This window comes from Burkholderia sp. b14 (genome assembly GCF_900156195.1).
In the GTDB taxonomy this organism is placed as follows: Bacteria; Pseudomonadota; Gammaproteobacteria; order Burkholderiales; family Burkholderiaceae; genus Mycetohabitans.
The window spans coordinates 374,089-400,308 of sequence record NZ_FTPJ01000002.1 but is presented as its reverse complement, the minus strand read 5'-3'; the positions used below and the strand labels follow the sequence as shown (position 1 = coordinate 400,308).

Sequence of the window (26,220 nt, the reverse complement as noted above, 5' to 3'; positions counted from 1 at the left end):
TCCTGTTGCGTCAGTGCGTCATCTCGCGCCCCATAAACGCGTCAATGGGCCGTTGGTCCCTCCCAACGGATCACTATTCGGCACCGCCAGCGAGCGCATGCTCTGCACCGCAGCATCGGACAATGGCCCTCGGCAGATGTCCCACTGCTGCCCGGCCGGATAAGCACCGACCACCACCAGGTCCTCGCTGGCCGACAGGCAGCAGTGGGCTATGCCCGCTGGCAGCACGAGCACGTCGCCGCGCTCCAGCTGCACCTCGCGTGCGCCGGGGCCGCCCAACTCGACGCTGGCCACGCCCTGCGCGATGCCCAGCGCCTCGTGTGCGGTCGAGTGAAAGTGTGGGAAATCGTAGATGCCGTCACGCCATTGCGGTGGCCAGCCATAGCGGGAAAAGGTGGCCTCAAAACGCGTCGCCAGGTCGTACTCGTATGGACTGAGTCCTGCGCGGTATAGCAACACCGGCAGGCGGTCGTTGTTCGGTATCCAGTCGTTCGGTGGCAACATGAACGCTTCGGGCGTGGGCACGGGAGCGTACGACACGCCGGGCGGACGCGCCGAAGTTGCGCGGCTGCGGCGGACATGGCTGTCGCCCTCGGCGCCGAAGCCGCGCGGCGCGCGGCGTAAGTAGAAAAAACGTGGCATAACGGTGCTCCTTCGAGTCTTCGTCCGATCCGGTTTTTCTATTGATCGCGCATTGCCAGCGCAGATGCACGGTTCGTACCAGGTCGCGGCTCCCTAGCCGGCGCGGCCTGCATGAGCGACCTTGCACGTTGGAGTGCAAAATCTTGCGTTCACTGGCGCAATCGTCTGCTGGGCCGATCTGCACCAGCCTCGCACGATGCCCATCGCGCCGCAGCGAACACGCCGCCGCCTACCATGCAACGTCTATGATGCGCTTTTCTGCATTCCATCGCTTGCGGATTATCACCGCGGCACGCCACAGCGCAGCATTCTGGAACATCCTCGGTTCGTCGCCACGGCCGGCGGCTCGCATCGGCGCTGCTCGGTCGAGCCATGTCAACAAAACGGCATGGCGAACGGCTTGAGTTTTAGCCCGCACGCCGGTGCAGTGAACAAGGCCGAACGTTGTAGTTTGGATGGTCGCTTCATTGAGGCGCCCTTTTTATCGAGGTCAGAACGGCAATTCAACGCCCGTGAGTGACCGTGAGTGAGCCAGTACTGAGATCGGCCAGTTGTGCTTAACTCGTGCCGCTTTGCTGCTGCGCTTCAATGATGTACTGACTGGCCGCTCGCTGCCGGCTACCACGGTAAGACGTCACCGCTTCGAACAGTGGCCAAGACGGGAACGGGCCATGCACACGCTGGGCATCGCAATCTTCATCGTGCCAGTGCTCGGCGGTCTCATTATCGGTCTGACTGCACGGTATGGCTCAGAGAAGATCCGCGGGCACGGCATCCCCGAAGCCATCGAGGCGATCCTGTTCGACAAAAGCCGCATGTCGCCCAAGGTCGCGCTGCTTAAGCCGTTGTCATCTGACATCGTGATCGGCAGTGGCGGACCATTCGGCGCGGAGGCGCCCGATTATCATGACTGGCGGTGCGCTGGGCTCGCTAATCACGCAGTATTTCCGCTTATCGGCGGCAGAACGCAAGACGCTGCTGGTTTCCGGTGCAGCCGGCGGGCATGACCGCGGTGTTCGGTACGCCCTTGGCCACTGTACTGCTCCCGCCTCGCCGTGCATGGGCTCGAGCGGCTAGCGGTCGCCGACGATCCGCATTCGCGCCGGCGCCGTGAGGCACGACCTTGTTAATACCGGCGCGATGGCGCGGCGACCGCGGCTCATCTCAGACAGGTGCTATACACCGCATTGCCATCGAGGCGTGCCACGATGGCATGAAGTTGGCTCCAGACGCCGATGACCGAGCGACGCGGCGCCCGTCGCGGCCCGCTAGCGTGATGACGCGCCGAACAACGCCGCGATGCGCTGCTTGAGCATCGGCAGCACCTGATCGGCGAACCACGGGTGGCGCTTAAACCATAATTGATTGCGCGGCGACGGATGCGGCAGCGGCACATACGATGGGGCGTACTCGGCCCACGCGCGGACCGTTTCGGTCAACGACGACTTGCGCCGTGCGCCGAGGAAATGATGCTGCGCATATTGTCCAACTAACAGGGTCAACTCAATCCGTGGCAAATGGGACAACAGCTGTTCAAGCCACAATTGCGCGCATTCCGGTCGCGGTGGATTGTCCCCGCTCGTACCCCGACCCGGGTAGCAAAAGCCCATCGGAATGATCGCGACGCGAGATACATCGTAAAATTCGGCCTCGGTCATGTCGAGCCAGTCCCGCAACCGCTTGCCGCTGGCGTCGCTCCATGGCACCCCGGACATATGGACTTTTGCCCCCGGCGCCTGGCCGACGATCAACAGACGCGCATCGCGGCTGGCCCTGACCACCGGCCGTGCGCCGGCCGGCAACTGTGCATCACAGACACGGCATGCGCGCACGTCGCGCAGCAACATGTCCAAAGACGCATATCGGGAATGGGGCCGCATAAGCTTCATACCGCTTCAACACACATTACACCAAACCAGCGGGCAGCATACACCCGCGGCGAGCCCGGCACCATCGCCGCGCGCCGCAGCAACGGTGTTCAAAAAACACGGCGCCCTGGGGCTCGTGAAACGAGCACCCGGGTACGTATATTGCAGCTTTCGTTGCGACACTCGTCAAAGGAGAACCCGCGATGAAACGACACGTTGTCTACCTGCTATTTGCCATGCTCATGGCCGCGCTGACCACTGGCATTGAAGGATGTAAGCGCGCCGACAATTCCGGGGTCGCGCCCGGCGGCACGGGCAGCGCGGACAGGCCGGCGTCCGGGGCCAGCTATTAACCCACGGTTGCCGCGGTCAGCAGCGCGCACTTCGGGCCACCGCGGCCGGCCCGCCATCATCGGGTCGGCAAGCGCCGCCGCGGCTGTGCAGCCGATGTATGCCAGCATCACCATTTCACGCGCGCGTCCCGTACCCACGGCGCCGCGGACAGATAGGCTGCGATGTCCGTGAGCGCAGCATCTGGTATATCGCGAAAGTCCAGTTCCAGTACGTCCATGGCGAGTTTTCGGTTGCAGCGGATCCGGCTCTGCGTAACGTGGCTGGCATAGGTGCCTAACGCTGCCCACACGGCAATAATCCGCAGCTCGCCTGCCGACGCGCGTACTGTAAGCCGTACCGTGACGGGCTGCGGCGCACGTGCGTGGCTGCCCTGCCAGGCCGCGTCGCGCAGTGTGGCAGCAACTGGCGTGCGGGCATGCTCGACGCCGGTATCTCGTGAATTCAAGCCGTTGTTCATCTCCCTACCTTCGTGGTCCCGGACTGCGGAAAAACTACATCGCCCGGGAAGTGAAATGGCACGGGTGGTGGCGTGGTCCCCCACAATCGATACTTTGCCCGCCACCATGCTATTTCAAGGCGCCAATCCGGACGCCACGGTTCGACGCGACGCGTCAAGCACGGAGGCAGACGCAATATCCGTACCGGCTTGCCGCTCGCAGCGCGCGTCCCACGACGGACACCTTGCGACCGCCCCAGTGCAGGCCCCGTCCCGTCTTGCGACTGCGGCTGCCACCCTGCGATTTGTGGCATGCATCCGGTCTGGGTCGCCACACTCGCTCACCGTGTCGCGGATCCACTTCTTGTCAGTACCAATGTCGTACAGAGGGTGACGCGCTTGCCGATCGGCTTTAGCGTCGAGGAGAACGTCTCACCGGTCTTCGGGTACGTGCGTCGGGACGCGGTCAAGCCGTACACCACCAAAGCAGCCTGCACCAGTTCGCGCCGAGTCTCGTAGTCGATTTAATCAAGCATCGATTGCCTCACTGACTTCTCCCACCTCAAATTACACGACGGCTGCGGATGCTGCCGCATACCCACAGCGGTGGGGGAGCATTTTTGCGCCTATATCGATTGCTGCGTCGTTAACGGGGGTGACGAGCTGCCCATTGCTAGGCCAGGGCAACAGTATCAAGCGCCTTGCGTGCGCTCGATACTGCCGTCGCTACGCTTCAGAGCATCGCGGATCTCGCGCAGCAGTAGGATATCCTCGGGCGGCGCCGCCGGAACGGCAGGCGTCTCTTTAGCCTTATGCGCGTCCAGTCTGCGCAATTCGTTCACCGCTTTGACGAGCAAGAAGACGATCACCGCCAGAATCAAAAAATTCAAGACCACTGTAATGAAGGCCCCGTAGCCAAACACCGCGACGCCTGCCGCCTGCAGGTCTTTGTACGAGTCGGGATTGCCTTTGAACGTGGCCGGAATACGTCCGATACGGATGAACTTGTTTGAAAAGTCTAGCCCGCCCGTGACGGCACCGATGACTGGCATGATTAAGTCCTTGACCACCGAATTGACAATCGTCGAGAATGCGCCGCCGATGATCACACCAACGGCCAGGTCCATCACGTTGCCTTTGATCGCAAACTGCTTGAATTCTTGGATGAGTTGAGCCATTTCGTGCTCCGGCAAAAATATCCTAGGCGCTTAAGCGATCCGCGTGCCCGACTCGGTCGACTCGCGTCAGTGAATCTCCAGATCTGGGTCAACTTGACGGCCAATGTCCCCAATCAAGCATTCCCTCCGCGCCAACCGGCTCCGCGTGCCGAAGCATGAACACACTGTGTTGTGAATTGTGCAAGCGTTGACGACGCAGCGTCTGCTCGGCCCGATGCGTATGTTGTACTCGGCAAGGACAGGGTGGCTAGCGTCCTTTGCCATGCCATGCGTTTACTCCCGCAGCATATGGCGCTGTAGACCTTTACAGCACTTGAATCTCTACCATTAACGGCCAATGGAAAGCTCACTGTGATCAAGTTACCCGCGCCGAAATTCAGCTCGTCGATGGACAAGGCCTGTCGCCAACCAGCCCTCGAAGTCTCGCAGGACCCTACCAACGATACGCTACCGGAAAAGTTGCGGTGTATCTGGAGCGATGCGTTCAGCCACAATACGCCCAACTTTCTTGAACAACAGTTCAATGTGCGACGTCTCGACCCAACTCGCGTAACCGACGTGACGAACGCAAAAGGGGAGGTTAAAAGCTGTATTTTGCATCGATCTTGGACCTATATAGCGGCAAGGTCTTCGTCTATGAAACTTCACAGCACCCGTTGTTCAACCTGGTAGGGAGGATGCTAAACAAGCGATTGATCAACCCGAAGCACACGGCCAAGGCTGCACTCGGACCCGGGCTGGCAGTATCTCGGCCAGGCCAGTTTCTTGCACTCAGGTTGTCAACCACGATCGATTCGCGTCCCTGCAAAACAAGGGGCAGTAAAAAATCCTGCTCAAGGAACCAAGCCATGGCTATGCCGCCTATTGCTGGTCGCTCGACTCGGCAGTTTCTTCGTCAAGCATTTCTTTTCCCTTTTCGCGGGTTCTGTGCCTCTGCGTATTGGCAACGGCTGATGAAACGACATATTGGCATTATCCCATTGCCAGCGTATGGGCTCATCCTCGCATGCTTAAGCGCACTTATTGCGCTTGAGGAGCTACCGAGCGAATTGCCAGTACTCATCGCCGTGCTTGCAGTTGTCGGGTTCACTTGCTTTGAAATTGGCGCCCGGATGCCCGTGCTACGTCACATGGGTGGTCCAGTGATCGTGACACTATTATTACCCTCTTGTTTGACCCATCATCAATGGTTGCCAAAAGATTTGATTGTTTCAATCCGCGAGCTGTGGGTGGCAACAAATATCCTCTATCTATTCTGCATCCTCGTGATCGCGGGCTGCTTACTGGGTATGGATCGACAAGTATTGATTAAAGGCATTGTGCGATTCTGCGTCCCCGTTGTGGCCGGTTCAGTGACTGCGGCATTAGCTGGCACCGCAACGGGTGTTGCATTCGGTTTGAGCGCGCAGGATACATTCTTTTTCATTGTTGTACCTATTATGGCCGGCGGAATCGGCGAAGGTGCGATTCCTCTTACCATCGGCTATGCCGCGCTATTACAGCAACCACAAGGCCAATTGTTTGCGCAAGTAGTGCCGGCGATTGTCTTAGGCAATTTAGGTGCCGTCGCTAGTGCCGCAATACTGCATCGAGTCAGCCGAAGTTGGCCCCAAGACACCCAGGCTTGGCTGACGACGGCGGATAACACTACACTGTTATGCCGTAAGTCTATTCCCATTGAGCACATTGCGGCAGCCGCAACGATTGCCATTAGCTTGTATTTTGCTGGCCTGGTTATTCAACATTTTACAAGCTTGCCCGCACCGATCGGCATGTTAGCGTTCGCCGTTTTGATTAAGCTAATTGGTGCCGTGCCCTCTCATCTCGAACATGGCGCGCACTGGAATTATCGTTTCTTCGCATGCGCGGTGTCTTATCCACTGCTATGTGGTGTTGGCATCACATTGATGCCATGGGATGCAGTCATTGCCGCTCTGAGTCCAGTGCACCTTGTCACAGCACTTGTCACGGTGCTTGTACTAATGACCACCGGCTTTCTCGTCGGACGTTGGACGGGGCTGCCGGCGATTGAAAGCGCGTTGGTCAACGCATGTCATAGTGGCATGGGTAGTGTCGGAGACTTGGCCATTCTCACCGCAGCCAACCGTTTGCCATTGATGCCGTTTGCGCAACTTGCCACTCGGATCGGTGGGGCGCTTACAGTGGTGGTAGCGCTGTTATTGTTGGACCAATGTATTTGATGCAAAAATGCACATGTCCTGTCTACGTCGTCGACATAAAATCGGCAACATTATTAAAATATTATATAATTTACGTAGGGGCCAATTAAGCTATATTCAATAACGATGTGTGAACCGCGATTGCGTAATGCATGTTCAGTCGCATCAAGCGTGATATGGCTTAACAGCTGACTCTTGCAACTGATACGCCGGCTACGATGGTAAGAAACGCCGCAACAACGTTAAATTCATCATCAAGGAAACGCGAACGCATGCTGAGGCAGTATGCATTGAGTCAAACAGCTGTCGGGCAATTACGGTATGTAATGACATCACTTTCTGCATGATACGGGGCAATAACGACTGCTTCTTTGAATGCATCCATGTCCAGAACCGCGTGATTGGCTAGGCATCGCAATGACAATCGCGTCGCGCGCCATCGCGGGCCGTCATTCGGTTCGGGATTTACCAGCCTCAGGGCGAGACGAGCACGCTCCTTTCAGGTAAAATCAAACGAGCTAACGTCATTTTACCCTGTATTCGTCCGCCAACGCAGGCCCCGCTTGAAAACCGGACAACATCACATGAAGATCCGAAGGGCAGAAACGCTTATATGATCGGCGCCGGTTTTCTTGGGATGTCCGACTTATCTATTGCAACGCAGTGTACCGCAGCAATAGGACATCGACATGTTGCTGCATCGACCCGAAGTAGCGCCTAGATGAATTCCTCTGCACGAACGCTGTCGTAGTCGATTTGTGCCTTTTCGAATTACTGCCATGCCCGTTTCTTTCCGTCCGCCACTTTGCCAACCCGCCCGTCAGCTTACCTGGGTTGCAACCGTATTCGCAGTGCTGGTGGTCGCGTTATCTATCGCAGTGCGAGTAAGCGCGGCGCCCACCCCCGCTCCTAGCGCTGCTGTGCCGCCGTCATCTGGCACGCCGGCCGCGCCAGCGAGCAACGCCGTGGTCACGCTCACGCCGGAGCAGGCACGTGCCGCTTTGCAAGTATTGAACGATCCTCGGCGCCGCGCGCAGTTCGAGGACACGCTGCGGGCGATCGCCGCGGCGGGTACGCTGGCAAGCCCAGCCGCGTCGCTCCCTGCCGTCGCCGCGAGTGTGCCCTCGGCCGCCAGCGGTCCGGCTGGGTCGTTGGCCAAGGCGCTCGACGCGGATGGACTGGTGACACAGTTATCGCGGCACATCGCACAATCCGCTTCCACTTTCGGACAGCGCGTGCACCTGTCGAGTTCGGCATTGCTCGACTTTCCGTCGGTCCATCAATGGTGGGCATGGCATTTATCCAGCCCACAAGGCAGGCATGCGTTGCTAGGATTGCTAGAACTGCTACTTGCCGTGCTGGTGCCGTCACTAATGCTCGAATTGCTGGTGCGACGGGCAGTACGGCGCTCACGCAGCGCGCTGGCGTCCCATCACGCCACACCCCACGAGCCGCCTGCCCCATCGCCCCAAAGTGGCACCCAGCCCGGCGACGCAGGCGTGCCGCGAGCGTCTGCGTCGCGCGCGGCACATCATTGGAGCCGCCTGCAAGTACTACCCCGCGCGCTGGTCCACTTGTCGCTTGGTGCGTTGCCGTTGACCGCGTTTGCGCTATGTGCATCCATGCTGCTGTCCGTGTGGGGCGATTCCAACGCGCAAGCGGCAAGCGCAATGGGCGTAGTCGTTGATGCGTACGTAATTGGCCGGGCGGTATTGCTCGCCTGTGCATTCTTTTTTTCGCCTAACGCGCCACACCTGCGTCTACTTCCGTTGCGAGATCGCTGGGCGTCGTTTGCACAAAGCTGGATGACTCGAATGGTGGTCGTCGCAGGGGCCGGCGGAGCATGGGCAGGCGCTGCCGGCCGGCTCGGCATGACGCAGGAAGCGCAGTTGGCACTGGTCAAGCTGGTGGCGCTGGCGGTACACATCATGGCGGCGATCGCAATCCTGCAATGCCGGGTACCGGTGGCGCGTACGATCCGTGGCTATTTCACGAAACGGCCAACGCTCGCGTACCTGGGCCACTGGCTGGCGGATATCTGGGCAGGCTCGACGGTGTTCGTGATCCTCGCGCTGTGGTTAGTCTGGGCGCTCGACGTGCGCAACGGCTACGAGATGGTGCTACACCTGGGCGGGCTGTCACTCGCTGTACTGCTCGCCGCGCGCGTCGTCGCCATTGTCGCGTTCGGCGCGCTCGGACGCGTGTTTGGACAAGGCGTGGACGACAACACTTCCAGCGTCGGACGTCGGCGCGCGTACCGCTATTATCCGCTGCTGCGTCAAGCCTTGTCCGTGGTGATCGGCGTAGCAACTTTGTTGGTGCTGCTGTCGATATGGGGACTGCACGTCGGCACGTTCCTTGTCTACAATCCAATCGGCAACCGGCTTGGCTCGGCGCTGGTGACGATCGCGATTGCAGCGCTGGTCGCAGTGTTGATCTGGGAGATCGCGAACGTAGGCGCCGAGCGGCGGCTCGAGCGGTGGACGGCGGCTGGCGACGTGATCCGGGCGGCGCGGCTGCGCACGCTATTACCGATGCTGCGTACCACGCTATTCATCGCGATCTTGATGATCGTCGGGCTCACCGCGCTGAGCCAAATCGGTGTCAACACGGGCCCCCTGCTGGCCGGCGCAAGCATCTTTGGCGTCGCGCTCGGATTCGGCTCGCAAAAGCTGGTGCAAGACTTCATCACCGGCATTTTCCTATTGATGGAAAACGCGATGCAGGTCGGCGACTGGGTGACGGTCGCGGGCGTATCGGGCTCGGTCGAGTATTTATCGATCCGCACTGTACGTTTGCGCGGCGGCGACGGCTCGCTGTACACGGTGCCATTCAGCTCTGTCACAACGGTCAACAACACCAATCGCGGCATCGGCAACGCCGCAGTGAAGGTCGTGATCGCAGCAGGGGCAGACGTCCAGTACGCGATCCAGACGCTGGTCGACATCGGCGCCGAGTTGCGCAGCGATGACAAGTTCAAGGATGGCATCTTGTCCGACTTCAGCTTCTGGGGCGTCGACCAGATCGATGGCGCGAGCATTACGCTGGTCGGTCAGATCGCGTGCCGCGATACCCGTCGCTGGCCGGTTCAGCGTGAATTCAACCGGCGCATCTTGGATCGTTTCACGGAACGGGGCATCGAGTTGGCCAATCCACAGCAGCGCAACTTCGTGATCGATGCGCGCGCGACGGCCACGCAGCCGAGCGGGCCGGACGCGGGCACGTCCCCGAACCGGTAGAATTGCGCATTGCGCGGCGCCCCTAACGCGCCCAACTGCCGGCTCCGGGGGAGCCGGTTCAGTCGCGCGGCCGCCCGCACGAAATGGGGAGCTGCGCGAGCGCGACCCAATAACGAAGCGGCTTGACGTCGATCACGATGCAAAAAGCAGGGCTGACCATCACATTCTGAATTGGATTGTATCGTTGTAACCGCTTAACCTGTCGCGACCGGCTTTCCAGCCCAACTCAATTTACGGCTTCGTGTGTCGCCGGCGCGCACTGCTTGGCCCGACGGCCGCGTCCGAATTGAACCGCTTTGTTGTACGGCTCGCGCTGCCAGCGCTGCTTTTCGACATCACCGCCCATTCGGACTGGGCGCAGCTGACTAACCCGGCGCTGGTCGCCACGTTCTCTGTCAGCTGCACACCGGCTATCTCGGCTTCCCCCTTGTCCTGCTCGCGTTCGGCCATGCTGGCCTTGCGCCGACCACGATCGCTACGGTCATCGTCACCTGCGTACTGTTTACCTTTGCGATCGTGCTAATAGAAATCAGCGTGCAAAATGAACGCGCGCCGCGCAAGCTCGCGGCGAAGGTGGCGTGGTCACTCGTGAAAAATCCGCTAACCATGGCACCTGTCGTCGGCGCGCTCGTCTCCGGTGCCGCGATCGCGCAGCCGCCCGGCCTGACCGTGTTCACGAAACTGCTAGGCGGCGCGGCCAGTCCATGCGCGCTCGTGAGCCTCGGGTTGTTCCTGGCCGAGCCCCGGCCGGCAACCGGAACTACCCGCGCGGCGCTCGTGTTTACCGGCGTCAAGCTGCTCGTGCAGCCAATGCTTGCATGGTGGCTGGCAGTCCACGTATTCGCTCTCGCCACGCCACTGGCCGACGTCGCCGTGCTGCTCGCCGCGTTGCCCACCGGCACGGGGCCGTACATGCTAGCCGAGTTTTACCGCCGCGAAGCTGCCGTGACGGCGCAGACGATCCTGCTGTCCACGATGGGTTCCCTGGCGTCGCTGTTGCTGCTGCTGTATTGGATGCGCGCACCGGGCGGCTGACTCGCCACACGCGATAGGGTCAATACAACTTCCGGGGTGGCAAGGAGCGGCGAATTTGCTTGCGCAATCTCGCCACGGCGGCTGCCTTTTTCCGCTTGCGCTCTGCGGTGGGCTTTTCATATGCCGTGCGGGCACGCAACTCTTTGATCAAGCCAGTGCTTTCGATCGAACGGCGGAAACGCCGGAGTGCAACCTCGACGGGCTCATTAGGCTTCGGGATAACAGTGGTCAAATCATTCCTTTGAGTTCAATGGGAGAAAAAGGTACCGCACGCCTGTGCGAAACCCAAGGCGTCGCATGCTCACGAAACATCAGCTAAAGCAAGTAATGGCTGGCCCGCTCACATGTCGATCACCGACGCGCCGTCCACCTTGCCGTCGATGATGTCCTGTCCTCGCTGACAGGCAACACGTCGGGCCACGCCGAAATCGGCAAACACATGCTCCTGGTCCATCTTGAACACGCGGCCCGCGCCCACGACGCCGTCTGTTCCCAGACGACAGATGCGCACGGCAACATCATAACCTTCGTCATAGCGCCGGTGACCGTCGAAACGGCTGAATTGGCGCGCGAAAACAAGCGGACGAAGCTCGAACCCCTTGTATAGAAGTCGCAGCGGTGTCGACATAGTCGCTCCTCGACAGGGGACATCGGCCACTATACACGCAAATCACGGAGCGGGTCCCGATATTCTGGCGCTCTGAGAAATGGGTGAGGGCAACCTCAAATCAGGCCGCTCTAAAGTGGAAATCTCCGGCTCTTCGGGGTGAGCTGATAGTGCCGAGGGCCCAAGCTCATCAAGGATCGCTGTACGTTGACGGATGAGATAGCGGTGCCCACGATTATCGATGAGTACGATGTAGAACGCAAATACGATGATGCGATTGTGATGGTTCGCAGCTGAGCGTTACTCAATAACGGATGAGAACATGTTATCACTAATATAAAGCCTATGGCTCGCGTACTGAAGGAGACGTGTTGTGCCAATGATGCGGTGGCTTCACGCTTCACAGCATCTGACGCGTTTTGCTACCCAAGCAGTCTCAGCTAAAAGCGTACTAAGCCTCGCTGATAGGTTGGCACAGTGGCGATCGCAATGACTTGCTTTTCGCTATTTGTTGCAAGTTTCGGCTTTATCGTTTAATGGCTTGTCGTTTAAGCAAAGATAATGCAATTGAATGCATTATGGCGGGCGCTTTGCAGTCTTTCAACCAGGCGCTAAGCGTTGCAGTTACATGAACCTTTGTAGCGGCTCTTGACAGTTGGGCACAGTGTTTGCAAGAGGTGAAGTAGGTAACGTCAAGCTGATTGGTCAAGGAACGGGTGCGTTGCCATAGCCGTATGGCTAAATAAAAGTGATGTCTGGAGGGAAAAATGAAGAAGTACCCCAGTACTAAACTGAATGACGCCGCGCCAGTGCGCAGCCTTCGCGTTATGCTCAGCGTTTTCGCTAAAGCTTGGCACAAGTTGATTGTGGCGTGGTCACCGGCGGGCCAAGTGACACGAACGGCTCCCTGACGTGTGCCGATGGGTGGCTCTGATCGCCGCAGTGAATGGTTAGGGATTGCACGCGGCGTGACATAAAAGCCGAGTGGTTTATGAAGGGCAACGATAAATCCTGATTATAGCTTTAATGTTAATTTGTATGCCTATTAAATGTTAGGCTAATCAGTCACCTGAATCGGAGCTTTGTTATGGATGCTAGCGTCACGTCTGCTACGTATGCATTATCCGCTGCCCAAACGGAGATCTGGCTCGCGCAGCAGCTGCATCCAGACAGCCCTGTCTACAACATTGCACAGTACACGGTGATCGAAGGCGCGATTGATCCTGCCGTTTTTAAAGCGGCATTGTGTCAAGTCATTGATGAGGCCGACACCCTGCGCTTGCAATTTATCGACGGCGATAACGGGCTGCGGCAGAGGATCGGCTCACCCGCATGGTCAGTGCCGGTGCTGGACCTCACAACAGAAGCGGATCCGCAGGCGGCCGCCCAGGGGTGGATGCGCACCGATTATGAGCAGCCAGTCAATCTTTTACGGGATCCGCTTTTTTGCTACGCGTTGTTGCAAGTCGCGCCCACGCAATGGCTCTGGTATCAGCGCTATCACCATATCATCATGGACGGATATGGCCAGTTCCTCATCGCACAGCGTGTCGCACACGTGTACAGTGCGATGCGCGCGAAACGTGAGCCCGCGCCTTGTACGTTTGGCTCGGTGCTGAAGCTGTTAGAAAGCGATGCGCAATACCAGGCCTCCGCCCAGCGAGCACGGGATGAATCCTATTGGCTTAAGCACTGCGCCAATTGGCCTGAGCCTGCGACGCTGGTAAGCCGCCGCGCCTCTGCTTCACAGCAGCGGCTGCGCCAGACAACTTATCTGGCCACCCAGGCGCTGGGCGACACTGCGTCGGATACTCGTCGGCTAACACAGTTTATGACGGCGGCGATGGCCGCGTATCTTTATCGATTCACGGGTGAACAAGACGTCGTATTGGGTCTTCCGGTCAAGGCCCGCTTCGGTGCCGACCGGCATATTCCTGGCATGAAGTCCAATACATTGCCACTGCGGCTCACAATACGACCAGGAATAAACCTGTCGTCGTTCATGCAGCAGGCCGCGCAGGAGATGCAAAGCGGGCTACAGCATCAACGCTACCCGAGCGAAGCGCTGCGGCGTCAACTTGGGCTGCCGCCCGGGCAGCGGCTGTTTGGTACCACGGTCAACGTGATGCCGTTTGACTATGACCTGTTGTTTGGCAGGTATCTGTCGACAAACCATAATCTGCTCCTTGGTCCGGTTGACGATTTAATGCTTGATGTCTATTGGATACCTAATAGTCATCAATTGCGCATTGACTTTGACGCCAATCCTGCTTGCTACAGCGTGCAGGAGCTTGAAGCGCATCAGCGCCGGTTTATCCGATTCATACAAGCGCTGGCTGACAATGCCATGCAACCGATTGGCAGCATCGATCTGCTCGACGCTGACGAACGGCGTCGGCTGTTGGTCGAGTGGAATGCGACAGAACAAGACTATCCATCGCACTTGTGTGTACACCAGCTATTCGAAGCGCAGGTCGAGCGTACACCTGAGGCACCGGCGCTGGTGTATGAAGAGCAGACACTGAGCTATGCGGAGTTGAATACGCAGGCTAACCGCCTGGCGCATCGGCTCATTGAATTAGGCGTCAAGCCGGACGCCCGTGTGGCGGTCTGCGTGCAGCGTAGTCCCGCGCTGGTCGTTGGACTACTGGCAATTTTGAAAGCTGGCGGCGCGTATGTGCCGTTGGACCCCAACTATCCGGGCGAGCGCTTGGTGCACATCCTCGCCGATGCCGCACCGAACATTGTGCTCGCGGATGCGGCTGGGTGCGTCGCACTCGGTGACACGGTGCTGGCCGAACGTATAGTGCTCAGTCCGAACATGCTGCCGGAGCAGGCGGACACCAATCCGTCGGTGCCGGGCCTCACCGCACAGCATCTGGCGTATGTGATCTACACATCTGGCTCGACCGGTATGCCGAAGGGTGTGATGATTGAACATGCTCAAACAGTCAATTTTTTGCATTGGGCACTGCAAACTTTTACGCCATCAGAGACGCGGCACACGCTGTTTGCGACATCAATTAATTTTGATCTTTCGGTCTTCGAGTGTTTTGTGCCGCTCACGCAAGGCTCAACTGTGCACCTGGCTGACAATGCCTTGGCTTTAATGCATCGAGCTCAGCCAGTCAGCTTAATTAATACCGTGCCTTCTGCGCTGCAGTCCTTGTTGATGCGTCGAGCGAGCTTAGCTTCGGCGAGCACAATCAATCTGGCAGGCGAGCCGCTGACAGCGCGCTTAATCAAACAGATTTTTGAACAGACGCCGGTTAAGCGGCTGTGTAATCTTTATGGGCCTTCAGAGTGCACCACCTATTCGACTTGGAACTCGATGTACCGTGGCGACCCATGCATTGAAAGCATCGGTCGCCCGATTGCCAATATACGTATTTATCTGCTAGATACTCACGGTCAGCCGGTGCCGCTGGGCGCGGTCGGCGAGTTGTATATTGGCGGCGCGGGTGTGGCACGTGGTTACTTGAACCGGCCGGAGCTGACCGCCGAGCGCTTTGTGCGCGATCCGTTCTCAGATAAAGCTGATGCACGGCTGTATAAGACCGGGGATTTGGCGCGTTACTTGCCCGACGGCAATCTGGAGTTCTTGGGCCGCAACGATGATCAAGTCAAGATTCGCGGCTTTCGGATTGAGCCCGGTGAGATCGAAGCATGCCTGACGCAATACCCGCAGGTGCGCGAGGCGGTCGTGCTTGCACAAGGCGGCGGCAGCGGCAAGCGTCTGGTGGCGTATGTGGTCGCAGAAGCCGATGAGCACTTGGCCAGTACATTGCACGCGCATGTGGCGGCAAGCTTGCCCGAGTACATGGTGCCCAGTGCGTTCGTGCAGCTGGACATATTACCGCTGACACCAAACGGTAAACTCGATCGGCGTGCACTGCCCGCGCCAGATGCCAACGCGTTCATGCATCAGGCGTACGAGGCGCCGCAGGGCGAGTTCGAGACGACGCTGGCGCAAATTTGGACCGAGCTGCTGGGTGTCGATCAAGTGAGCCGGCATGATAGCTTCTTTGCGCTCGGTGGCCATTCGCTGCTCGCGGTGCAGTTGATTGAGCGTCTGCGGCGCCGGGGAATCGGCTTGTCGGTGCGTGCGCTGTTTGACACGCCGGTGCTTATGGCACTGGCCCAAACGCTGGGCGAGCATCGTGAAGTGGTCGTGCCGCCCAATGCTATCACGCCGGCCACCACCGCGCTGACGCCCGAAATGCTACCGCTTATTGAGCTGACGCAGGCCGAGATCGATCGGATTATTAAACAAGTGCCCGGTGGCGTCGCAAATATCCAGGATATCTATGCACTGTCGCCACTGCAAGACGGCATTCTGTTTCACCATCTGCTCACCCGCGACGGTGATCCGTATCTGCTGATCACCCAATTGGCTTTTGACACGCGAGCGCGGCTCGATCAGTATCTGGATGCGCTCCAGCAGGTCGTGAATCGCCACGACATTTTGCGCACTGCGTTGGTATGGGAAGGTGTGTCCACGCCCGCGCAGGTGGTGTGGCGCCAGGCGCCGCTGTCGGTGATCGAGCTCACGCTGGAGCCGGCCGACGGGCCGATCGCGGAGCAACTGGCGCGACGTTTTGATTCGCGTCACGCTCGGCTGGACCTGACGCAGGCGCCTTTACTACGTTTGGCGGTTGCCCAAGACACCGACGATCGCTGGGTGCTGGTTCAGCTAATGCACCATTTGCTCGGCGATCACTCGACGCTGGAGATGATGCACGTGGAGGTGCAGGCGTTCATCGCAGGTGAGGGTAGGAGGTTACCACCGGCACAGCCATTCCGTAATCTAATCGCACAGGCGCGTTTGGGCGTCAATCAAGCCGAACATGAACGCTTCTTTAGTGACATGCTAGCCGACATTGAGGAGCCGACGTTGCCGTTCGGCTTGGTGCAGGTGCATCGTAACGGCACACAGGTGAGCGAAGCGCATCGGATGCTACCGCAGGCATTGAACGATCGACTGCGCGCGCAGGCTAAGCGGCTGGGTGTAAGCTTAGCCAGTTTGTGTCATCTCGCGTGGGCGCAGGTGCTTGCGCGTGCCAGTGGCCAACAACAAGTGGTATTTGGCACAGTATTGTTTGGACGGATGCAAGCCGGCGGCGGCGCGGATTGTGCAATGGGGCTTTTTATCAATACGCTGCCCCTACGCGTAAACTTAGACGGCAGTGTGAAAACGAGTGTATGTGCCACGCATGCGCGCCTGGCGGCGCTGCTCGAGCATGAGCATGCGTCGTTGGCGCTCGCGCAGCGTTGTAGTAGCGTGCCGGCGGGCACGCCGCTGTTTAGCGCGCTGCTCAATTACCGGCACAATGTGGTGACTTTAGACGAGCACGGCATGCCGCCGGGCATCGAGCGGCTGAGCATCGAAGAGCGCACCAATTACCCGCTGGCGCTGTCGGTTGAAGATTTCGGAAAAGCGCTGGGGTTGACGATGCAGACGGTGGAGCCGCTGGAGCCCGCCAGGATGTGTGGGTATATGCAGCAAGCGCTGCAGAGTCTGTCCGATGCGCTTGAGGCGGCGCCGGACACCCCAGTGCAGCAGTTGCAGGTTCTGCCCGAGGCGGAGCGCCAATTGTTGCTTGACACGTGGAATGCAACGCAGCAGGCATATCCAGAACATGGGTGCGTACACCAGCTATTCGAAGCGCAGGCCGAGCATACCCCCAAGGCGCCGGCGCTCGTGTTTAAAGAGCAGACACTGAGCTATGCAGAGCTGAATGCACAGGCCAATCGCCTCGCGCATCAGTTGATCGAGCGGGGCGTCAAGCCCGAGATGCGCGTGGCGCTCTGTGTCGAGCGCTCGCCGGCGCTGGTGGTGGGACTGCTGGCGATCCTCAAAGCGGGGGGCGCGTATGTGCCGCTGGATCCGGTGTATCCGAGTGAGCGCTTGGCGTACATTCTGAGTGATGCGGCACCGGCGCTGGTGCTGGCCGATGTGGCGGGCCGTGCCGCGTTGGGGGAAGCGGCGCTGGCCTCCCGCACTGTGCTGGATCCGAATGCGCTGCCGCTGTGCTCGGACGTCAATCCGTCGGTCCCAGACCTCACCGCTCGCAATCTTGCGTATGTCATCTACACGTCTGGCTCCACCGGCACACCCAAGGGCGTGATGGTCGAGCATCGGAGTGTAGTGAATTATGCGCAGGCGCAACTCACTTGCTATCGAATAAACGCATGCAGCCGGGTCGTGCAGTTTGCCTCGTTCAGCTTCGATACAAGTGTCTCGGAAATCATGGTTTTGGTTTGTGGTGCAAGCTTGTATTTACTGCCCAATGAGACCCGCTATGACCGACAAAGGCTGTGGGATTATCTGGAAAAACACACAATCACGCACGCGACCTTCCCGCCTGCATTGCTCCAGAATAGTGAGAATTTGCCCAATCTGGGCGCACCTCTGACATTAATTCTGGCAGGCGAAGCGGCCAGTGCGTCATTATTTCGGAACTTGGCCAGTCAATGCGTCGTCTTCAATGCATACGGTCCGACGGAAACGACCGTTTGCGCAACAGTATGGCTTGGCTCACGTGATCTGAGCAGCACAGTAGTTCCGATTGGTCGTCCCCTTAACAATATTCGTGTTTATTTGCTTGATGCACATGGACAGCCAGTGCCGCTGGGTGCGGTCGGTGAACTGTACATTGGTGGCGCCGGCGTCGCGCGCGGCTATCTAAACCGCCCGCAGCTCACCGCCGAGCGTTTTGTGCCCGATCCGTTTTGCGAGGTGCCGGACGCGCGGATGTACAAGACGGGCGATCTGGCCCGCTATTTGCCTGATGGCAACCTGGAATACCTTGGGCGCAATGACCATCAGGTCAAGCTCCGCGGCTTTCGGATTGAACCGGGCGAGATCGAAGCATGCTTGAGGGCGCACCCGCAAGTGCATGATGCGGTGGTGCTCGCGACAGGCGAAGGCAGCCACAAGCGGCTCGTGGCATATGTGGTCGCTGAGGCCGACGAGTCGTTGGCGAGCACGCTGCGCGCGCAGGTGGCCGCAGCGCTGCCCGAGTATATGGTGCCGGCCGCGTTTGTGCGGCTGGACGCGTGGCCTTTGACGCCGAACGGCAAGCTTGATCGGCGTGCATTGCCCGAGCCAGACGCGCAGGCACTGGCGCATCACGCGTATGAAGCGCCGCAAGGCGAGCTCGAGACGACGCTCGCTGAGATCTGGGCGGAGCTACTGGGTGTGGAGCGCGTGGGCCGGCATGATAGCTTCTTTGCACTCGGCGGCCATTCGCTGCTTGCGGTGCGCTTGATGAATCGGGTGGCCGCACTCGGTGTGCCATTGCCGCTCGCAGCGTTGTTCGCCGCGCCTACGCTGGCTGCGTTGGCCGCTGCGCTCAATGCGCAACGCGCGTCAGACAGTAGCGCACCACCGACAATCACGCCGGTGTCGCGTGCAGGGGCGCTGCCGCTGTCGTTTGCACAGCAACGGCTGTGGTTCCTCGCGCAGCTCGATAGGGTCAGTAGCACTTACCACATTCCGTTGGCACTGCACTTGCATGGCCCCTTAAATCAACTCGCTTGGCAGCAAGCACTCGACGCACTCTTCGCACGCCATGAAGCGCTACGCTCGGTGTTTGTGGCCGTTGACGGTCAGCCGCAGTTACACTTGTTGCCCCGCGAGACGGGCGTGCCGATACGCTGGTATGACCTGCGTGGCGTACCGGACGCGCATGCACAGCTGGCGAGGCTGAGCGTCGAAGAAGCGCACGCGCCGTTCGATCTGGCGCACGGGCCGCTGCTGCGCGCACGCGGCATCCAGTTAGCTGACGAAGAGCACGTGATGCTGCTCACGCAGCACCATATCGTCTCGGATGGCTGGTCAATCGGGGTGATGGTGCGCGAGCTCAGTACACTCTATGCGGCAAGCGCTGCCGGCCAGACCGATCCTTTGCCGCCGCTGGCGATCCAGTATCCGGATTATGCGGCCTGGCAACGTCAATGGCTATCGGGCGAGCGGCTCCAAGGGCAAAGCGACTATTGGCGCGCGACGCTGGCCGACGCGCCGGTGCTGTTAGAGTTGCCCACTGACCGGCCGCGCCCGGCGCAGCCATCGTTTGCTGGTGCGCAGGTACCGATTCGTATTGATGCCCAAACCACGGGGGCGTTGAAGCGCGTGAGCCAAGCACACGGCGCCACACTGTTCATGACGGTGCTCGCAGCGTGGAGTGCGGTCCTGTCCCGCCTGTCGGGCCAAGACGATCTGGTGATCGGCACACCCAGCGCCAATCGCAACCATTATCAAATCGAGCCGTTAATTGGTTTTTTTGTCAATACGCTCGCATTGCGTATGGATTTGTCCGGTAAGCCCAATGTGACACAGTTGCTCGAGCGCGTGCGGCGCACGACGCTAGACGCGCAAGCGCATCAGGATTTGCCATTCGAGCAAGTCGTAGAGATCGTGCAGCCGCCGCGCCGGCTCGAGCATACGCCGCTGTTTCAGGTGATGTTTGCGTGGCAGAACAGCGAGACCGCGGCTTGGAACTTGCCCGGCTTGGCTGTGCAGTCGATGGAGCTGGACTATGACGTCGTTAAGTTTGATCTGGAGTTAGGTTTGTACGAGGCGGGCGAGGAAATCGTCGGCAGCCTAAGCTATGCAACGGCGTTATTTGATCGCGCAACGATTGAGCGGCATGTCGGCTATCTGCAAGCGATGTTGCAAGCGATAGTCGCTGGCGGACAACAGCCTGTCGCCCATGTTGAGCTGCTCGCGCCAGCTGAGCGGACTTTACTGCTTGAAACGTGGAACGCAACGCAGCAGGACTATCCGGCGCATCAGTACATCCACCAATTGTTCGAAGCACAGGTGGTGCGCACACCGGAGGCGACGGCACTGGTCTACGAAGACCAAATGCTCAGCTATACAGAGCTCAATGCGCAGGCCAACCGTTTGGCACACCATCTGATTGAATTGGGCGTTGCACCCGATGCGCGGGTGGCGATCTGTGTCGAACGCAGCCCCGCGCTGATGGTAGGGCTGCTGGCGATTCTGAAGGCCGGCGGTGCGTATGTGCCGCTGGACCCCGCGTATCCGCCAGAACGCCTGGCTTATATGGTGATGGATAGTGCGCCTGCCGTATTGCTCAGCGTGGGTACACCACCTGCCGCGGTAACGCAAAGCTTAGGAGCCGGTGTGACGGTACTGGATCTGCACGCTGATGCAGCGCAGTGGGCACATCGAAGCGCGCATAATCCTGACGCGTACGAATTATCGTTGAATGCACAGCATTTGGCCTATGTGATTTATACGTCAGGTTCCACAGGTCAGCCCAAAGGAGTGATGGTTCCACACCACAGCTTGGTTAACCTGGTGACAGCGATGGTGCGTCGTCTTGACTTAACTGCACAAGACCGGATGCTGCAATGTTCGTCTTTGTCCTTTGACGCGTCGCTCGGGGAAATGTTTGTCACGCTCACTCAGGGCGCGACATTAGTGTTACGCACCGACGCTTGGTTAGCCGGGGCGCAGTCATTCTGGGCGCTTTGCCAGGCCAACCGTGTCAGTGTAACGGATTTACCGACCCAATTCTGGACACAACTGATCCAGGAAAAAACTCCACTCCCCAACAGTGTACGTGTGGTCATGATCAGTGGAGATGCGTTGAGCGCGACAGCGCGTGATGCCTGGTTTGCCAGAGACGGTCATCGACCGCGTTTGTTGAACGTTTACGGTCCGACCGAGACGACGGTGACAGCTACCGTGCATGAGGTGACGGATCACGAAAGTAGCTGGCGCACGATCGGTCGGCCCATTGACAATACCCGGCTCTATATCCTGGATACGCACAGCCAGCCGATGCCGCTGGGTGCGGTGGGCGAGTTGTATATCGGCGGAGCGGGTGTCGCACGTGGCTACCTGAACCGGCCGGAGCTCACGGCCGAGCGCTTCGTGCGCGATCCGTTCTCGAGCGAAGCCGATGCCCGAATGTACAAGACAGGGGACCTGGTGCGCTACTTGCCTGATGGCAACCTGGAGTTCCTGGGCCGCAATGACCATCAAGTCAAAATCCGGGGCTTTCGCATTGAGTTGGGCGAGATCGAAGCGTGCTTGGCCCAGCACGCGCAGGTGCACGAGGCGGTGGTGCTGGCCACTGGCGAAGGCCAGAATAAACGCCTGGTGGCGTATGTGGTGGCGCAGGCCGATGAGCAACTGGCCAATACGTTACGCACCCATGTGGCCTCAGCGTTGCCCGAGTATATGGTGCCGGCCGCGTTCGTGCGGCTCGATGCATTGCCGCTGACACCGAACGGCAAGCTGGATCGTCGGGCACTGCCCGAGCCCGACGCCGACGCGTTTGCGCATCAAGCGTATGAGGCACCGCAAGGCGAACTCGAAACCACATTGGCTGCGGTCTGGTCCGAGTTGCTGGGTGTGGAGAAGATCAGCCGTCACGACAGCTTCTTTGCTTTGGGCGGTCATTCGCTACTGGCCGTGCAATTGATCGAGCGGCTACGCCGACGCGGCTTAGGGATCTCTGTGCGATCGCTGTTCGATATGCCGGTGCTCAGCACGCTGGCTCAGTCGCTGGGTCAGCATCAGGAAGTGGTGGTGCCAGCGAATCGCATCACGCTTGAGACGAGTCAGTTGACCCCGGACCTGTTGCCGTTGATCGAGCTGACCCAAGCCGAGATCGATCGCATTGTCGAGCAGGTGCCGGGTGGGGTCGCCAATATCCAGGACATCTATGCGCTATCACCGTTGCAGGATGGCATCTTGTTCCATCATCTGCTGGTGACGGACGGGGATCCGTATCTGCTAGTCGCACAATGGGCTTTTGACACGCGCGAACGGCTCGATCAGTATTTGGATGCGGTTCAACAGGTCGTCAATCGTCACGATATTTTGCGCACTGCCGTTGTTTGGGAGGGCTTGTCCACGCCCGCGCAGGTGGTTTGGCGACATGCGCCCCTATCGGTCACTGAGCTTGTGCTGGATGCTGCCGACGGGCCGATCGCCGAGCAATTGGCGCAGCGCTTTGATCCCCGTCACTATCGATTGGATTTAACTCAGGCGCCACTTTTGCACTTTGCCATTGCGCAGGACACCGACGGTCGTTGGCTGCTCGTCGAGCTACTGCATCATCTGATTGGCGATCACGCCACTGACGAGATGATGCATACCGAGGTGCAGACATTTCTCATGGGCCAGGGCAAGACGCTGCCTGCTGCGCAACCGTTCCGCAACTTCGTTGCGCACGTAAGATTGAGCGCCAATCAAGCCTCCCACGAACGTTTCTTTACTGACATGCTCGCGGACGTGTCGGAGCCGACGTTGCCGTTTGGGCTCGCCGACGTGTATGGTAACGGTGACCAAATCATTGAAGCACATTGGAAGTTGCCGCAAGCACTAAATGATCGGCTGCGTGCACAAGCTAAGCGATTAGGCGTGAGCTTAGCCAGTCTGTGTCATCTGGCCTGGGCACAAGTGCTCGCGCGCGCGAGTGGTCAACAACGCGTCGTGTTCGGTACGGTGCTGCTAGGGCGGATGCAAACGGGCAACGGCGCGGACCGGGCGCTGGGGCTATTCTTAAATGTGTTGCCGCTGCGCGTGGATCTGGAGGGCAGCGTAGAGTCGAGTGTACACGCCACGCATACTCGACTGGCGTCGCTGCTCGAACATGAGCATACGCCACTGGTGCGCGCGCTGCGCTGTAGCGGTATGCCCGCCGGCTCGCCACTCTTTAGCGCGTTGTTGAATTACCGGCACAATACGCTCTCGGCAGAGGACAGTGAAGCACTGGCTGGCATCCAATTTCTGGGCGGGCAAGAGCGAAGCAACTATCCACTGGCCTTGTCTGTGGAGGATTATGGTATTGCGCTCGGATTAACTGTGCAGATCGCACAACCCGGTAATCCTAATCGCGTGTGCGCTTACATGCAGCAGGTGCTCGAAAGTTTGGTCAATGCACTGGACTGCACGCCCGACCAACCTGTTCAGCAATTGAAGTGGCTGCCTGACACCGAACGCGAACAATTGCTTCAGACATGGAATGCGACACAGCAGACGTATCCAGCCCACCTGTGTATTCACCAATTGTTCGAAGCGCAGGCAGTACGCACGCCCGATGCGACGGCGTTGGTACAGGGTACCCACCTACTGAGCTACGCACAGCTGAATGCGCAGGCGAATCGCCTTGCCCATCGATTGATCGAGCTGGGCGTACGGCCTGACGCGAAAGTGGCAATGTGTGTTGAGCGCTCGCCTGCCATGATGGTGGGTTTGCTGGCGATCCTAAAAGCAGGCGGAGCCTATGTGCCGCTGGACCCAGCGTATCCGGGCGAGCGGCTCGCGCATATTTTACAAGATGCAGCGCCCGAGATTGTGTTGGCGGATGCGGTGGGTTGTGCCGCGCTCGGTGACGCGGCACTCGCGTCTCGCACGGTGCTCAACCCGAACACAGTGCCGGAGCAGAGGGACATGAATCCATCGGTGCCGCAGCTCACGGCTCGTCATCTTGCCTATGTGATTTATACGTCCGGCTCCACCGGCACGCCGAAGGGCGTCATGGTGGAACATCGCGGCGTGATGAATCTTGTGCACGCGCAGATTGCCCGCTTTGAGGTGTGCGCGACCAGCCGCGTATTGCAGTTTGCCTCACTCAGTTTCGATGCGAGTATCTCTGAAATTCTGATGGCGTTTGGCAGCGGTGCGACATTGTATTTGCCGCCCGAGACCACCCGTTGGGATCAACGGGAGCTTTGGACTTATTTGGCAAGTCACGCGATTACGCACGTGACGCTGCCACCCGCGCTGCTTCAACAGGGCGAAGCGCTGCCTACCCTCAGTACGCCCTTAATGCTGATTCTTGCGGGGGAAGCCCCTGATCCGGCATTCGTGCAGTATTTAAGCCAACACTACACCGTTTTCAATGCGTATGGCCCGACGGAAGCCACGGTGTGCGCCACCATATGGCGAGGCAGGCGGGATATGAACAGCAAGGTTGTGCCGATTGGTCGACCGATTGCGAACACGCGGATTTATTTGCTCGATGCCCATCGCCAGCTTGTACCGTTGGGTGCGGTCGGTGAGTTGTATATTGGCGGAGCGGGGGTGGCACGCGGTTACCTGAACCGGCCCGAACTCACGGCCGAGTGCTTCGTGCGTGATCCGTTCTCGGGCGAAGCCGACGCACGGATGTACCGAACAGGTGACCTAGCGCGTTATTTACCCGACGGTCATTTGGAATACCTGGGTCGCAATGACCATCAGGTCAAGATCCGCGGTTTCCGGATTGAGTTGGGCGAAATCGAGGCGTGTTTGGCTAAACATGCCCAGGTACGCGAGGCGGTGGTGTTGGCCACGGGCGAAGGGAGCGCCAAGCGCCTGGTGGCGTATGTGGTGGCGCAGGCCGATGAGCAACTGGCCAATACGTTGCGCACACATGTGGCCTCAGCGTTGCCCGAGTATATGGTGCCCAGCGCGTTCGTGCGGCTGGACGCGCTCCCCTTAACACCGAACGGCAAGCTCGATCGTCGGGCACTACCCGTACCGGACGTCAACGCATTCGTGCACCAAGCGTATGAAGCGCCGCAAGGCGAGCTCGAGACGACACTGGCCCAAATTTGGTCCGAACTGTTGGGGGTGGAGCAGGTGGGCCGTCACGACAGCTTTTTCGCGCTCGGCGGCCATTCGTTGCAGGCAATGCAAATGATCAGTCGCAGCCGTACCGCATTGGGTGTGTCCATTCCGATGCGCACGCTATTTGAGGCCCCTACCCTTGCCGCGCTGGCGCAGCGTGTCTCCATGCAAGGCAGCGTGCAAGATGATTCCTTTGCGGTACTGCTGCCGATTCAACCGCACGGCTTTCGGCCCCCGCTTTTCTGCATCCATCCCATTACTGGGTTGAGTTGGCACTATCGAAGCTTGGCAAGCTGTTTGGGAACCGATCATCCTGTCTATGGTTTGCAAGCCCGCGGACTGAATGGCGCTTCGCCACTCGCGCCTACGATCGAGGCCATGGCGGCGGACTATATCCAGCAGATGCGTCGTATTCAGCCTCGTGGTCCATACTATTTGTTGGGCTGGTCGTTGGGTGGCAACGTTGCCCACAACATGGCGACGCAACTCGAGCAGCAGGGCGAGCGAGTCGCGTTGCTGGCAGTGCTGGATGCTACGCCTAATCACACGCAACAGGATGATGGGCTGGAAATAATCGAAGAAGAGTTTTATATGAATATGTTTGCGCGTTACAAAGCGGAAAGCTTATCGGAGGTCGGTCAATATCTGTGGAAAAAAATTCGTGCAGTTATACAGAATAATGAACGTATTATTCAAAGCTTTTCTCCGTGTATTTATGGTGGTGAAATGTTGTTTTTTCGAGCGACGGTGCCACAGGATACGTCTATTGAGACCATCTCCCCGGACGTCTGGCAGCCTTACGTGTTAGGCAATGTTGAGGTTCATGACATTGTCTGCAAGCATTGGGATATGGATCTGCCGGAACCGACTGCGCATATTGGGCGCATGCTGCGTCAGAAGCTAAATGAGTTACAGGAATGTCGGCCAAACGGTGATGAAGAGGAAGAATTTTCATCATAGAAGATCGGAAATTTTAATAAGAGCTTGCTTTAAATATTTTTGTATTAATATTTTTGATATGAACTCTGCCTGCTACAAGCTTTCCACATCGATTGTCATCGATGAAAAAATTGTGGCGGCAGTG

Annotated in this window: 12 protein-coding genes and 2 pseudogenes; 7 read left to right on the top strand and 7 right to left on the bottom strand. The window is 58.8% G+C overall.

Translation table 11 applies throughout. The annotated features are described in order from the left end of the window. Positions 1-18 precede the first annotated feature (18 nt). Positions 19-642, bottom strand: coding sequence for a cupin domain-containing protein (locus B0B13_RS02910; protein WP_083703598.1), 624 nt, complete (start codon positions 640-642; stop codon positions 19-21). Between the two features lie 196 nt (positions 643-838). Between B0B13_RS02910 and B0B13_RS18185 the strand changes: the two genes are divergently transcribed. Next, positions 839-1,162, top strand: coding sequence for a hypothetical protein (locus tag B0B13_RS18185; protein ID WP_170872337.1), 324 nt, complete (start codon positions 839-841; stop codon positions 1,160-1,162). Positions 1,163-1,301: 139 nt separating this feature from the next. Then, positions 1,302-1,687: pseudogene (locus B0B13_RS02905) on the top strand (chloride channel protein); the annotation flags it as partial. A 223-nt stretch (positions 1,688-1,910) separates the two neighbouring features. On the opposite strand, the gene B0B13_RS02900 reads toward B0B13_RS02905, so the two are convergent. After that, positions 1,911-2,531: a uracil-DNA glycosylase family protein gene (locus B0B13_RS02900; protein WP_076794261.1), complete on the bottom strand. Its 621-nt coding sequence runs from the start codon at positions 2,529-2,531 to the stop codon at positions 1,911-1,913. Between the two features lie 182 nt (positions 2,532-2,713). Between B0B13_RS02900 and B0B13_RS18180 the strand changes: the two genes are divergently transcribed. After that, positions 2,714-2,863, top strand: coding sequence for a hypothetical protein (locus tag B0B13_RS18180; protein ID WP_170872336.1), 150 nt, complete (start codon positions 2,714-2,716; stop codon positions 2,861-2,863). A gap of 107 nt (positions 2,864-2,970) precedes the next feature. Here the strand turns inward: B0B13_RS18180 and B0B13_RS02895 are convergent, their stop codons facing one another. From B0B13_RS02895 to mscL, 3 genes are all read right to left on the bottom strand, one after another. Then, entirely contained in the window at positions 2,971-3,321 is a 351-nt protein-coding gene (locus B0B13_RS02895) for a hypothetical protein (protein ID WP_076794260.1), read from the bottom strand. A gap of 320 nt (positions 3,322-3,641) precedes the next feature. After that, positions 3,642-3,779, bottom strand: coding sequence for a hypothetical protein (locus tag B0B13_RS17595; protein WP_237574094.1), 138 nt, complete (start codon positions 3,777-3,779; stop codon positions 3,642-3,644). 213 nt (positions 3,780-3,992) lie between these two features. Beyond that, a complete protein-coding gene (gene mscL / locus B0B13_RS02885; RefSeq protein WP_076794258.1) occupies positions 3,993-4,478 on the bottom strand; it encodes a large conductance mechanosensitive channel protein MscL in 486 nt (161 codons plus the stop codon). 848 nt (positions 4,479-5,326) lie between these two features. On the opposite strand from mscL, the gene B0B13_RS02880 reads away from it, so the two are divergent. From B0B13_RS02880 to B0B13_RS02870, 3 genes and pseudogenes are all read left to right on the top strand, one after another. Then, the gene (locus B0B13_RS02880) at positions 5,327-6,679 is read left to right on the top strand and encodes a 2-hydroxycarboxylate transporter family protein (RefSeq protein WP_076794257.1); all 1,353 of its coding nucleotides are present in this window, start codon (positions 5,327-5,329) and stop codon (positions 6,677-6,679) included. A 758-nt stretch (positions 6,680-7,437) separates the two neighbouring features. After that, positions 7,438-9,897 (top strand): mechanosensitive ion channel family protein, encoded by a 2,460-nt coding sequence (locus B0B13_RS02875; protein ID WP_235091533.1) that lies wholly within the window; start codon positions 7,438-7,440, stop codon positions 9,895-9,897. Positions 9,898-10,138: 241 nt separating this feature from the next. Beyond that, positions 10,139-10,932 (top strand): annotated as a pseudogene (locus B0B13_RS02870) (AEC family transporter). Positions 10,933-10,951: 19 nt separating this feature from the next. On the opposite strand, the gene rpsU reads toward B0B13_RS02870, so the two are convergent. Together rpsU and B0B13_RS02860 are read right to left on the bottom strand one after the other, a co-directional pair. After that, positions 10,952-11,164, bottom strand: a complete 213-nt coding sequence (gene rpsU / locus B0B13_RS02865; protein ID WP_076794254.1) for a 30S ribosomal protein S21 — start codon at positions 11,162-11,164, stop codon at positions 10,952-10,954. Positions 11,165-11,272: 108 nt separating this feature from the next. Continuing rightward, positions 11,273-11,560: a hypothetical protein gene (locus tag B0B13_RS02860; RefSeq protein ID WP_076794252.1), complete on the bottom strand. Its 288-nt coding sequence runs from the start codon at positions 11,558-11,560 to the stop codon at positions 11,273-11,275. A 1,066-nt stretch (positions 11,561-12,626) separates the two neighbouring features. Between B0B13_RS02860 and B0B13_RS02855 the strand changes: the two genes are divergently transcribed. Further along, positions 12,627-26,096 (top strand): non-ribosomal peptide synthetase, encoded by a 13,470-nt coding sequence (locus tag B0B13_RS02855; protein ID WP_076794250.1) that lies wholly within the window; start codon positions 12,627-12,629, stop codon positions 26,094-26,096. The last annotated feature ends 124 nt before the right edge of the window (positions 26,097-26,220 follow it).